The following is a 12,604-nucleotide window of genomic DNA, read 5'->3' as shown; positions in this document are numbered from 1 at the left end:
GCTTCACGCGCGGGCACCCGCCTGCGCGTAAAACAGACTTGCGTTTTAAATCGATTCGGGCATCCTCTCACTTGCGTGAGCAAGAGACTTTCTACCGCTCCCTTTACGGGCAGCCGGAAGACCGAAAGCGGGCTGCACGGCCTGACGCAATCCCTGCGTCGGGATGACTTGAAGGAGAGAACGGTTATGGCGACCGGAACGGTTAAGTGGTTCAACGCCACCAAAGGCTTTGGTTTTGTGGCACCTGATGACGGCGGCAGCGATGTCTTCGTCCACATCTCGGCAGTGGAACGCGCCGGATTGACGGGTCTGCAGGACAACCAGAAGATCAGCTATGAATTGCAGTCGGGCCGTGATGGCCGTGCATCAGCCAGCGATCTGCAGTTGCTTTAATTCACGCTTTCATGCGTGCTGTGACGGCCCGTTCGCGGGCCGTTTTTTATTTGGTGAACCGCATGGCACTGTGGCGCTGTGCAGGGTAAAAGCCCCGCAACATCATCGGGACGCTGGCCCATATGCCCTGTCCCCACCGGCAAGATCACCCGCTGTGCCATATGCGGGCCCTATCGCAAGGACAGATCATGACCCGTCTTGATATTTTCTCGGACCCTGTGTGCCCCTGGTGCCTGATCGGAAAGCTGGAACTGGATGCAGCACTGGCAAAACGCCCCGATCATCCGTTTTCCATTGCGTGGCACCCATTTCGTCTGAACCCGCAAATGCCCGCCAAAGGCATGAACCGTGCTGAATATCTGACCGCCAAATTCGGTGAAAATGCGGCAACTTCGCAGGATGCCTTTCTGGAACGTGCGGCACAGTTGGGTGTGACCGTTGTGCCGCCTGTCTGGCAGCCCGATACCACGAACGCCCATCGTCTGATGCATTGGGCAGGGCTGGAAGGCGTGCAGGACGGCGTGATGACCGGCCTGCTGAAAGCCCATTGGTTCGAGGGCGAGGATATCGCAGACCCCGAAACCCTGACCCGCATCGCCGCGGCCGCCGGCATGAATATCGAAGCAACCGCCCGCCTGCTGGCCAGCGATGCCGACAGGGACGAGGTGACAAGCCGCGATTCACATGCCCGTCAGCGGGGCATCAATTCGATCCCGACCTTCATTGTGGCTGATACCCATGCGGTCAGCGGTGCCCAACCTACGGCCCTTTGGGAAAACGTCATCGACGAACTGTCCGGTGCCGTCACCCGATAATCTTGCATAGTCTGCAATATCGGGCTATCTGCTGGGTCAGAACCGACAGGTGACCCCCATGACCGATATTGCCCATGCAATCGCAACGCCAAAGCGCCGTTTGCCCTTGCCTGAATTCATTGCGATGCTGGCGTTTCTTTTCGCCACCATCGCTTTTTCCATGGATGCGATGCTTCCCGCGCTTCCGAAGATCGCAGCCGATCTGACCCCCGATAACGTCAACCGCGCGCAATTGATCCTGACCAGTTTTGTCGCGGGCATGGGTCTTGGCACTCTGTTTGCCGGACCTTTGTCCGATGCGCTTGGCCGCAAACGGACCATCACACTGGGGTTCGGCATTTACATCACCGCGACGATTGCCGCGCTTTATTCCAATTCGCTGGAAACATTGCTGATCGCCCGCTTTATTCAGGGCATCGGTGCATCCGGCCCGCGCATTGTCGGTCTGGCGCTTGTGCGCGACCTGTATCAGGGCCGCGAGATGGCCCGCATCACCAGTTTTGTGATGATGATCTTTATCACTGTGCCTGCGATTGCCCCCTCGATCGGCGCAGGCATCATCGGCATGTCGAACTGGCATGGCGTTTTTGTCGCCTTTATCATCTTCGGTCTGATCGGCGCATCCTGGCTGAACATCCGTCAGGCAGAAACCCTGCCTCCGAAGGACCGCCGTCCCCTGCGCGCCACCACCCTTCTGGCCGCCGCGACCGAGGTTCTGTCGAACCGTCAGGTCATGCTGACCACATTGGTTCTGACGCTTGGTTTTGGCCAGATGTTCGCCCTGTTGTCATCGGCACAGCAGTTGTTCGGGGAAACCTATAACAAGGGTGAGAATTTCCACCTGTGGTTCGCTGCCATGGCGCTGCTGTCTGGGTCCGGCACGATCCTGAACATCAAATTCGTCATCCGCTTCGGCATGCGGCGGATCGCGAAATGGGCCTATATCATGCAGACCATCGTGTCCGGCACGATCATGGTCCTGATGCTAACCGATATGATCCCGCCCGCGCTGCAATTTCCGGCATTCTTTTTCTGGGCCACCAGCGTTTTCTTTATGGCGGGTGTGACCTTCGGCAACCTGAACGCGCTGGCTTTACAGCACATGGGTCATATTGCGGGGATGGCCGCGTCGATCATCGCGGCAATATCAACCTTGGCTGCGGTGGTGATCGCGGCACCTGTCGGACTGCTTTATAACGGCACAGCCATTCCGGCGATGACAGCAACGCTGATCTGTTCGTCGATGGCATGGTTCCTGATGCTGAAACTGGCGGATTAAGCAAAAGAGCGGGACATCGGTCCCGCCCTTTCCACTTCAGGCTGCCACCTCGTCGGGCACCTTCGCCCCCGTCATATAGGACACGGCATCCGACATCGAATGTTCCTTGGGGTCGATAACGCACAACCGCTTGCCAAGCCGGTGGATGTGGATTCGGTCGGCAACCTCGAACACATGGGGCATATTGTGGCTGATCAGCACAATAGGAATGCCCCGCGACCGGACATCCAGAATCAGATCCAGCACCCGACGGCTTTCCTTGACGCCAAGCGCCGCGGTCGGTTCGTCCAGAATGATCACACGGCTGCCGAAGGCTGCGGCGCGCGCAACGGCGACGCCCTGACGCTGACCACCTGACAGCGTCTCGACCTGCTGGTTGATGTTCTGGATGGTCATCAACCCCAGTTCGGACAGCTTTTTGCGGGCAAAATCATCCATCGCAGGCTTGTCCAGCATGCCCAGATATTTGCCCATAAAGCCTTTGCGTTTGATTTCACGCCCCATGAACATGTTGTCGGATATCGACATGGCGGGCGAAAGGGCCAGCGTCTGATAGACGGTTTCGATCCCTGCCTTGCGGGCATCCAGCGGGCTGCCAAAGCTGATCGGCTTGCCGTCCAGCCGGATTTCACCCTCATCAGGACGAACCGCACCCGACAGCGCCTTGATCAGGCTGGATTTACCGGCACCATTATCGCCGATAACGGCCAGAATCTCGCCAGGATAGAGGTCGAAATCCGCGTGGTCCATGGCGGTCACGCGACCATAGCGTTTGACCAGATTACGGGCGGAAAGAAGCGGCTGGGTCATGACGACACCTTTCTGATCCATTGGTCGATGGCGACGGCGAAGATGATCAGCCAGCCGGTTGCAAACAGCTGCCACAGCACATCCACCCCTGCCAGACGCAGGCCCGAATTGAACACGCCGACGATCAGCGCACCGATCAATGGCCCAAGGATCGATCCGCGACCGCCAAACAGCGATATGCCACCGATCACGACTGCGGTGATGGATTCCAGATTGGCCTCGAAAAACGATGTCGGGCTGATCGATCCGACGCGGCCGATGGACGACCATGCGGCAAGGCCACAGATCAGACCTGCCACGACATAGACCGACAGCAGGATCTGCTTGGTCTGGATACCGGCAAGCGCCGCCGATTCAGGATCATCGCCCACCGCATAGACGCGACGGCCCCATGCGGTTTTATACAGCGCGTAATACAGCACCGCAAACACCACCACCATCAGCACGACGCCATAAGTCAGCACCGCATCACCGACGTTGAAACGGGTGCCGAAGAACTTTAGCAAGGGTGCCTCGGCATCCAAGGACTGGCTTCGGATCGTTTGCCTACCCGACAGGTAATAGTTCAGCGCCAGAAAAATGTTCCAGCTGCCAAGCGTGGTGATGAAGGGCGGCAGCTTCAGCCTCGTGACCAGCAGACCGTTCATCGCGCCGGTACCTGCGCCGCAAGCCAGACCGATGAAAATGGCAATGGGCACCGGCACGCCGAAATTGACGGCCAAATTGCCCATGATGACCGAAATCAGCACCATCACCGCGCCAACCGACAGGTCGATACCGGCGGTCAGAATGACCAACGATTGCGCAGCGGCCAGCGTGCCGACCACAGCCACCTGCTGCAGGATCAGCGACAGGTTGAACGCCGAAAAGAAATTGGGAGAGATCAGCCCGAAGGCAATCAGGGACAGGACCAGCACGATGACAGGCACCATCGTCGGATATTGGTGCAGGAAATGCTGCACGCGGTCCAGCGCGCTGCGCGAGTGGTGATCGAATTGGGCAACCGAGTCACTTGCGTTCTGCGGGACCACGGGATCGGGGGAATCGGACATGGATGTCTCCGTGGGTTGGGAAGGTGGTCGGGCGGCGAACCATGTCGCCGCCCCATCGTGGCGTCATCAGCCCCAGCAGGCGTCCAGACCTTCCTGAACACTGACCGATTCCACGCCATCCACCGCATCATCGGTGACCAGATTGACGCCCGTATTGGTAAAATTCAGCCCGTCCGAGGTTTCGGGCATCGTGCCATCAGCGGCGAAGGCAGCAATCGCTTCGACGCCCATAGAGGCCATTAGCAACGGATATTGCTGCGCCGTGGCCCCGATGACACCTTCCTGAACGTTCTGCACACCGGGGCAGCCGCCATCAATGGAGACGATCATCACGTCATCTTCCTTGCCGAATGATTTCAGCGCCTCATATGCGCCGGCGGCGGCAGGTTCGTTGATGGTATAGACAAGGTTGATGCCGGGGTCCTGCTGCATCAGGGCCTCCATCGCCTGACGTCCACCTTCCTCATTCCCCGAGGTGATGTCATGGCCGACAATCCGGTCGTCATCCTCATCCCCGATGACGTTTTCATCTTTGACGTCGATGCCGAAGCCCTCAAGGAAACCCTGATCGCGCAGCACATCGACGGATGCGGCCGTTGCCGACAGGTCCAGCATCGCAATGCGCGCATCTGCGGCGGCATCCCCCATCTTGCCCTTGGCCCAAGCGCCGATCAGGCGACCGGCTTCGCGGTTGTCGGTTGCGAATGTCGCGTCAGCGGCATCCAGCGGGTCCAGCGGCGTATCCAGCGCGATCACCAGCATCCCCGCGTCACGCGCCTGTTGCAGCGGTCCGGTGATGGCCTTGGTGTCCGACGCGGTGATCAGAATGCCTTTGGCGCCCGCCGCAATGCAGTTTTCCACCGCCTGCTGCTGGGTTTCATGGTCGCCGTCAATCTTTCCGGCAAAGCTCATCAACTCGACGCCCAGTTCATCGGCCTTGGCCGTCGCACCTTCCTTCATCTTGACGAAGAAAGGGTTGATGTCGGTCTTCGTGATCAGGCAGGCCTTTGTCGGCTCTTGCGCGGCGGCGAAACCAGCGGACAGGGTCAGGGCGGATAGCGCAACGGATGCGCGGAATATTGTTTTCAAAGTCACTTCAGAATTCTCCTCCAGCTTGGCGGTTCCTCGGCCGCCTTAGGGCTAGGAAGCACTTGTGTTTTCGACTTGTCAATAAATCAATCATGTTGATTAATAACTGGTCAGAGGGGGCCATCATGACATCCGTTCGCGGCGACTTCGGGATTCTCAGCCGGAATGAACGGCAATTGCTGTCCCTGATCCGGCGGCATGGCCCCCTGCCCCGTGCCGTGATCGCGCAGCACATCGGGCTGTCGGCACAATCTGTCACCAATATGACCCGCAAGCTGATCCATGGCGATCTGCTGGATGCGGGGGCGGTGTTGCGCGGCAAGGTCGGCCAGCCCCTGACCCCGCTGGCATTGTCGCCCGAAGGGGCGTTTTTTCTGGGGCTGAAAATCGGACGGCGTCTGGTGGAACTGGCCCTGATCGATTTCACCGGCAGGATCCGTGTCCACCGGCAACAGGTTTATACCTTTCCCCATCCCGAACACATCCTGAGGTTTGCCCGCCGCGAACTGACTGACATTCTTGCCCGATTGCCTTTGCGCGATCGGGCGCGGGTGATGGGCTTGGGCATCGCCATCCCCGGCAAACTGTGGGACTGGGGGCAGGATATGGCCCCGTGGCAGGATGTCGATCTGCCGGCCATCCTGACACCGGACCTGCCCTTTCCTGTTTTTACAGGCAATGATGCGACGACGGCCTGTGCGGCGCAGCTGGTATTTGGCAAACAGCCCCTGCCGCGTGATTTCATCCATATCTATATCGCCCATTTCGCAGGCGGAGGCATCGTGCTGGACGGTGCCCTGCGGCATGGCCCGCGCCACAATGCAGGCGCGCTTGGGTCGATGCCCGTATCGGGTGGCGGACAATTGCTGGAACAAGCCTCTATTTCGGTGCTGGAAAGGATGGTTGGCAAGCCTCTGCCCCCTGCTGATTCCGGCTGGGATATTCCCTTGGCGCTTGAACTGGAATGGACGCAGAAATCGAGCAAAGCACTGGCTTTTGTCGCGCTGTCAGCCGTGGCGCTGGTCGATCTGCCGCTGGTGGTGATCGATGGCGCATTGCCCCCCGCCACCCGCGCACGTCTGGCCATAGCCACCCGTGCCGCGCTGTCAGCAATGCCTGCCGCGGGTATCGACCGCCCCGATGTTATCGAAGGCGATCTGGGCCGCAGCGCCCGCATTCTGGGCGCCGCCGCCCTGCCTTTGTCACATTTCTTCCTGCCGGATGGCGCAATGGGCTGATTTGCGGGGCTTTGCGGTTGACGCCCGCTGTCACACCGTTATAGACGCGCACTTCATTGGTGTTGGTGGACTCCGCAAGGGGAACCCTGTCAGGCTTCGGCCAGAGGACAACGCCCTTCGTAACTTCTAGAAGGAGATCAGCCGTGACAAAACGCACGTCTGCCAAGTATAAAATTGACCGCCGCATGGGCGAAAACATCTGGGGCCGCGCAAAGTCGCCGGTCAACCGTCGTGAATACGGCCCGGGTCAGCACGGTCAGCGCCGCAAGAACAAACTGTCCGACTTCGGTACCCAGCTGCGTGCAAAGCAGAAACTCAAGGGTTACTATGGCGACCTGACCGAAAAGCAATTCCGTCGCATCTTCGGCGAAGCCGAACGCGTCAAGGGTGACACCGGTGAAAAACTGGTCGGTCTGCTGGAACGCCGTCTAGACGCAGTTGTTTACCGCGCCAAGTTCGTTGCAACGATCTTCGCTGCACGCCAGTTCGTGAATCACGGCCACGTGGAAGTGAACGGCCAGAAGGTCAACATCCCGTCGTACCGCGTCAAAGAAGGCGACGTGATCTCGATCCGCGAGCGTTCGCGTCAACTGGCCGTCGTGCTGGAAGCCGTTGCTTTGACCGAGCGTGACGTTCCCGACTATATCGACGCCGACCACAGCAAAATGACCGCGACCTTCGTTCGCACTCCGGCACTGGGCGACATTCCCTACGCCGTGCAGATGGAACCGAACCTGGTTGTCGAATTCTACGCGAAGAACTGATCTTCGCCAGCATCGATTGCCGGAAGGGCCGCATCTTCGGATGCGGCCCTTTTGCGTTCTGCGGTGTGTTGGGCCTTTTCTAACGCCAGCTGTCGGATTAGACGGACGGGTGGAAAAGGATGGACCTATGACCCAGATACCCGTGCAGCCCGGCATCATGGACATCGCGCTTTACGTCAGCGGCGAAAGCACGCTGAAGGGGCGTGCGGATGTGCTGAAACTGTCCTCGAACGAAAACCCGCTGGGATGCAGCTCTGCGGCGCAAGCGGCATTTGTCGCGGCATCGGGGGATCTGCACCGTTATCCGGCCACCGACCATGCCAGTTTGCGCACAGCCATCGGCGAAATCTATGGTCTGGACCCCGACCGCATCATCTGCGGCGTCGGCTCGGACGAGGTGTTGCAGTTCATCGTCCATTCCTATGCCGGACCGGGGGATGAGGTGATCACCACTGAACATGGCTTTTCCATGTATCCCATCCTTGCCCGCATGGTCGGCGCTGTTCCGGTCACGGTTGCCGAAACCGATCGCCGTGTGGATATCGATGCCATTCTGGCCGCGGTCACTGACCGGACGCGCATCGTCTTTATCGCCAACCCCGCCAATCCGACCGGCACCATGCTGGGCGCGGATGAATTGCAGCGGCTGGCCGAGGGATTGCCGCCGCATGTAATTTTTGTCCATGACGGGGCCTATACCGAATTTGCCGATGGCTTTGATGGCGGCGCATCCTTGGTTGACCGGCACCCGAATGTCGTGATGACCCGCACCTTTTCCAAGGTCCATGGCTTGGGCGGATTGCGGATCGGGTGGGGCTATGCCGCGCGTGACATGATCGACGTCCTGAACCGCGTGCGCCAGCCGTTCAACCTGTCCAACCCGCAAATGGCCGCAGCCGAGGCGGCAATCCGCGACACAGGGTTTACTGCCGCCTATGTCGATCTGAATGCACGGATGCGGGACTGGTTGCGTCAATCGCTGATCCAGATGGGGATCGGCTGCGACGAAAGCTTTGCCAATTTCGTGCTGGCCCGCTTTGATGACGCCGATATGGCGGCCGCAGCGGACGCCGCCCTGCGCGACGATGGTATTCTGGTGCGCCGCGTGGGTGGCTATGGCCTGCCTGCCGCCCTGCGGATCACCGTCGGGGATGAGGACGGATGCCGCCGCATTATCGCGACCCTTGGCAGCTTTATGGCCGCGCGGAGGTCCGAATGACCGTCATCTATGACCGCGTCGCCCTGATCGGGCTGGGATTGATCGCAGGGTCAATGGCCCATGCCATGCGTGCGGGCGGTCTGGCCGGACATATCACCGGCTATGCCCGCAGCGCCGAAACCCGCCAGATCGCGCAGGAAATCGACCTTTGCGACAGCGTCCATGACAATCTGGCCGATGCCGTAAAAGATGCCGATCTGGTCGTGCTGGCGGTTCCCGTCGGCGCCATGGGAAGTGTCATGGCCGAGATCGCACCGCATCTGGCCAAGGGTGCGACGGTGACGGATGTGGGATCGGTCAAGCAATCGGTGATCGATGCCGTTGCGCCGCATATTCCAGATGGCGTGCATTTCGTGCCGGGCCACCCGCTGGCCGGGACCGAACATTCCGGTCCAAGGGCAGGTTTCGCCACGCTTTTCGTCAACCGCTGGTGGTTGCTGACCCCCCTGCCCGACAGTGTCGAAACGGCGGTCGCAAGGCTGGACCGCCTGATCACTGCCATGGGTGCGAAGACCGACCGGATGGAGCCGACGCACCATGATCTGGTCCTGTCGGTCACCAGCCATGTGCCCCACCTGATCGCCTATACGATGGTTGGCGTTGCCGACCACCTTGGCCGCGTCACGGATGAGGAAGTGATCCAGTATTCCGCCGCCGGTTTCCGCGACTTCACGCGCATCGCCGCCAGCGACCCCACCATGTGGCGTGATGTTTTCCTGCACAATAAGGACGCCACGCTGGATATCCTTGGCCGCTTCACCGAGGAATTGTTCGTCTTGCAGCGGGCCATTCGCATGGGCGATGGCCAGCAGCTGCATGATTACTTTACCCGCACCCGCGCCATCCGCCGCGGTATTATCGATGCGGGACAGGACACAAGCGTGCCCGATTTCGGGCGCACACCCGGGGCGCAGCCTGCAGAATAGCGGGCTAGATCGAACCGAAGGGCGGCGCCGCGCCGATTGCGATGCCGCCAAGGAAAATCTGCCCCTCTTTCAGGACAACGGGCAGGCGCATCTGGCCATCTGACGCTTCGGGAAATTCGGGGCCGTCGATATCGGGATCGATCTCGGCGCGGGCGAGTTGGCCCAATCCGAACGTCAGCAACATGCGCGACTGCTGGGGGATCAGGTCAAGTTCGGCGGCCTGATCGATGATGGCTTTAGCATCGGTGGTATAGATCGCCAATTGCCCCTCGGTCAGACCATCAGCCCCGCGCACCACACGCCCGACAAGGCGCAAGGACATCGCCCCTGCCCCCAAGGTTAGCCCCTCGGTCTGCCAGCCGACAATATCCGGTGCATGTTCATCCGTGACCGAGGGCGTCCCGTCCATCCACAGCCGCAGCTTGCCATTCATGGTCACGGGATCAGGGAGCGGGCCGAGATCGACCCCCAGCTGCGCCAACATCTGCGTCCGCAGCGCGCCCAGATTGACCGCAGCCTCATAGACCGATCGTGCCGCCAGTGGTGCGGTGGCACTTAGCCGCCCCATTTGCAGGTCGATATCCAGCCCCTCGATCACGGCCTGTCCGTCCAGCGTGACGGCATCGGCCATCAGGTCGATATGATCGGGTGCCAGACGTTTCAGCGGGGCCAACCGGATTTTCGAATAGTCCCCCGACAGCCCCAGATCGTAATCCTGTCCTTCGATTTGCAACTGCCCGTGATCAGGCAGCTGCAGCTGCGCTGTCGTCGGCGTGGTGGGGGACATGACAATCCGGGCCCAGGGGAACGCCAGTGTCGCGGCAGGATCGGTCAAGGTGAAATCCTGCAGTTCGACACCGAAATTAGGTGGTTGCCGCATGGCCTCTACGCTACTGGCCTGCGTTGCAGGGTTGTCTTGGACAAGTTGCGCCAGACGCTTGCTGGCATAGGTTTCACCACCTGCCCAGATGCCGGCAACTGCTGCAATACATACACCCGAAACGATGAAAAACCTGAACATTGACCAAGCCTCTTTTTTCTGCGCCGCCGCTGGCTTACCTTTGCCGATGATGGAGAAAACGACAACGCATAAGATCGAATGGGTCTTTGGCTATGGCTCCCTGATCTGGGACCCCGGCTTTACCCCCACCGAAACCGCGCCCGCGCATCTTGCCGGCTTTGCGCGCAGCTTCTGCCTGCGATCGATCGAACATCGCGGCACGTATGAAACCCCCGGTCTGGTTCTGGGACTGGACGAAGACCCGATGGCTGCCTGTCGCGGTGTTGCCCTGCGGATCGCACCGCAGGACCATGATCAGGTGCTGGCCTATTTGCGGGCCCGCGAATTGGTGACCGAAGCCTACCGCGAGGAAATCCTGCCCCTGACCCTGGAGGATGGCCGTCAGGTCATGGCGCTGGCCTATGTGATGCGGCGTGATCACTGGCAATATGCCGGCGGAATGCCGGATGAGGAACAGATCCGTATTATCGCGCAGGCCCATGGCGGGCGCGGGCCGAATGCGGATTACCTGCATAACACCGCATCGCATCTGGCACAGATCGGTATGGCGGATGACGATCTGGACCGCCTGTCCCAAGCCGTGCGTGCGCTGCAGGACACGCTGCCGGAAACATAAAAAGCCAGACCTTCTGAATGCTTGGCAAGTGAAGGGGCCTTCCCTACAGTTAACCTAAAAGCATCGAAGGGACGGGTATTTACGTGAGCGATCCGACACATGGCGACCACCTGACACCCGCGCGTCCGCCCTTGGGCGACAGGCGCATTTCGGCGACGCGTGATCAGGCATTGATGGGCGCCGAAGCGCCGCGGTTCTCTCAGCCGGTCAAGCAGGTCTTGCTGATGCTGTCGGTGCTGGCATTGGTGCTGGCGGGCGCGTGGTTGGCCTATGGCCGGATTCTGCCGATCTTTATGGCCAATACATGGCTGAACGGGCTGATTCTGGCGGTCTTTGCCTTGGGCGTGCTGGCCTGTTTCTGGCAATTGGGCCAGCTGGTCCGGTCCGTCAGCTGGATCGAGGGGTTTGCCGCCCGTCGCCGCAATGCCGAAAATGCCCCGCCGGATGCCCAAGCCCCGCGTCTGTTGGCGCCTTTGGCCGCGCTGTTGGGCGCGCGGGGCCCGTCAAGCGGTGTGATCTCGACCGGATCGGCGCGCTCGATCCTTGATTCCGTGGCCACGCGCATCGACGAGTTACGCGATATCACCCGCTATCTGGCGAACCTGTTGATCTTTCTGGGGCTGCTGGGCACGTTTTACGGCCTGGCAACAACGGTGCCCGCGGTCGTCGAAACCATCCGTGCGCTTGCCCCGCAAGACGGGGAAACCGGCCTTGATGTCTTTGACAAGCTGATGACGGGGCTGGAAGCGCAATTGGGTGGCATGGCGACCGCGTTCTCATCCTCGCTTCTGGGGTTGGCCGGATCGCTGGTGGTCGGTTTGCTGGAACTGTTCGTGACCCATGGCCAGAACCGCTTTTACCGTGAACTGGAAGAATGGATGTCCAGTTTTACCCGCATCAGCCTTGCGTCGGGCGATGGCGAAGGCGTCGATCAGGCGGCGCTGGCAGGGTTTCTGGAACAGATGGCCGGTCAGATGGACCGCTTGCAAAGCTATCACGCCGACCGCGATTCCCTGCGTGAAGAAGCCGCCCTGATGGCAGATGAACGCGTCGTCGTCATGGCCCAAGCGATCGAGGCTTTGGTCGAACGCCCCGACAACACGCCAACGATAATGGCCGACAGCCTGAAGCGTATTGCAGATGGTCAGGACAAGCTGCTGGCAGCGCTGTCCAATGCGCCGTCAGCCGCGCCCGATCTGTCGCGGCTGGAAACGGCGCTGACCACCATGACCCGTGATCTCAACGAGGGCCGCGATGAAATGGTCGCCGAACTGCGGTCCGATATTCTTGTGCTGACCCGCGCAGTGCGGGCTGCACGCTTTAATGACCCCTTCCGCGATGACCAGCTGGTCGATCCCCTTCTGCCACGACAGGGGGGCTAA

General features: G+C 60.3%; 13 protein-coding genes. 9 read left to right on the top strand and 4 right to left on the bottom strand.

Annotation, left to right across the window (positions count from 1 at the left end):
* The first annotated feature begins 186 nt into the window (after positions 1-186).
* From DWB67_RS09890 to DWB67_RS09880, 3 genes are all read left to right on the top strand, one after another.
* A complete protein-coding gene (locus DWB67_RS09890) occupies positions 187-393 on the top strand; it encodes a cold-shock protein (protein ID WP_119807368.1) in 207 nt (68 codons plus the stop codon).
* Between the two features lie 188 nt (positions 394-581).
* A complete protein-coding gene (locus tag DWB67_RS09885) occupies positions 582-1,208 on the top strand; it encodes a DsbA family protein (protein WP_119807367.1) in 627 nt (208 codons plus the stop codon).
* A gap of 58 nt (positions 1,209-1,266) precedes the next feature.
* Positions 1,267-2,487: a multidrug effflux MFS transporter gene (locus tag DWB67_RS09880; RefSeq protein WP_255418627.1), complete on the top strand. Its 1,221-nt coding sequence runs from the start codon at positions 1,267-1,269 to the stop codon at positions 2,485-2,487.
* A gap of 36 nt (positions 2,488-2,523) precedes the next feature.
* On the opposite strand, the gene DWB67_RS09875 is transcribed toward DWB67_RS09880, so the two are convergent.
* The 3 genes from DWB67_RS09875 to DWB67_RS09865 all read right to left on the bottom strand — a co-directional run bounded on the left by DWB67_RS09875 (position 2,524) and on the right by DWB67_RS09865 (position 5,444).
* A complete protein-coding gene (locus tag DWB67_RS09875; protein WP_220475111.1) occupies positions 2,524-3,297 on the bottom strand; it encodes an ATP-binding cassette domain-containing protein in 774 nt (257 codons plus the stop codon).
* Positions 3,294-4,349, bottom strand: a complete 1,056-nt coding sequence (locus tag DWB67_RS09870; RefSeq protein ID WP_119807365.1) for an ABC transporter permease — start codon at positions 4,347-4,349, stop codon at positions 3,294-3,296. The genes DWB67_RS09875 and DWB67_RS09870 overlap by 4 nt, the downstream gene beginning before the upstream one ends.
* 66 nt (positions 4,350-4,415) lie before the next feature.
* Positions 4,416-5,444: a sugar ABC transporter substrate-binding protein gene (locus DWB67_RS09865; RefSeq protein ID WP_119807364.1), complete on the bottom strand. Its 1,029-nt coding sequence runs from the start codon at positions 5,442-5,444 to the stop codon at positions 4,416-4,418.
* 119 nt (positions 5,445-5,563) lie between these two features.
* Between DWB67_RS09865 and DWB67_RS09860 the strand changes: the two genes are divergently transcribed.
* The 4 genes from DWB67_RS09860 to DWB67_RS09845 all read left to right on the top strand — a co-directional run bounded on the left by DWB67_RS09860 (position 5,564) and on the right by DWB67_RS09845 (position 9,585).
* Positions 5,564-6,676 carry an ROK family transcriptional regulator gene (locus tag DWB67_RS09860; RefSeq protein WP_182911545.1) on the top strand — a complete coding sequence of 371 codons (1,113 nt, stop codon included), beginning with the start codon at positions 5,564-5,566 and terminating at the stop codon, positions 6,674-6,676.
* A 143-nt stretch (positions 6,677-6,819) separates the two neighbouring features.
* Positions 6,820-7,440, top strand: coding sequence for a 30S ribosomal protein S4 (gene rpsD, locus DWB67_RS09855; RefSeq protein ID WP_119807362.1), 621 nt, complete (start codon positions 6,820-6,822; stop codon positions 7,438-7,440).
* A gap of 127 nt (positions 7,441-7,567) precedes the next feature.
* Positions 7,568-8,659: a histidinol-phosphate transaminase gene (hisC, locus tag DWB67_RS09850; RefSeq protein ID WP_119807361.1), complete on the top strand. Its 1,092-nt coding sequence runs from the start codon at positions 7,568-7,570 to the stop codon at positions 8,657-8,659.
* The gene (locus tag DWB67_RS09845) at positions 8,656-9,585 is read left to right on the top strand and encodes a prephenate/arogenate dehydrogenase family protein (protein WP_119807408.1); all 930 of its coding nucleotides are present in this window, start codon (positions 8,656-8,658) and stop codon (positions 9,583-9,585) included. The genes hisC and DWB67_RS09845 overlap by 4 nt, the downstream gene beginning before the upstream one ends.
* Before the next feature lie 4 nt (positions 9,586-9,589).
* Here the strand turns inward: DWB67_RS09845 and DWB67_RS09840 are convergent, their stop codons facing one another.
* The gene (locus DWB67_RS09840; protein ID WP_119807360.1) at positions 9,590-10,606 is read right to left on the bottom strand and encodes a DUF2125 domain-containing protein; all 1,017 of its coding nucleotides are present in this window, start codon (positions 10,604-10,606) and stop codon (positions 9,590-9,592) included.
* Positions 10,607-10,655: 49 nt separating this feature from the next.
* Between DWB67_RS09840 and DWB67_RS09835 the strand changes: the two genes are divergently transcribed.
* Together DWB67_RS09835 and DWB67_RS09830 are read left to right on the top strand one after the other, a co-directional pair.
* Entirely contained in the window at positions 10,656-11,222 is a 567-nt protein-coding gene (locus DWB67_RS09835) for a gamma-glutamylcyclotransferase (protein ID WP_119807407.1), read from the top strand.
* 83 nt (positions 11,223-11,305) lie between these two features.
* On the top strand, positions 11,306-12,604 hold the full coding sequence (locus DWB67_RS09830) for a biopolymer transporter ExbB (RefSeq protein WP_255418626.1): 1,299 nt from the start codon (positions 11,306-11,308) through the stop codon (positions 12,602-12,604).

Origin of the sequence: Paracoccus sp. JM45, from assembly GCF_003590715.1 — a bacterium.
Lineage (GTDB): Bacteria > Pseudomonadota > Alphaproteobacteria > Rhodobacterales > Rhodobacteraceae > Paracoccus.
The sequence above is the reverse complement of the archived record's forward strand: the minus strand, read 5'-3'. Positions and strand labels throughout refer to the sequence as shown.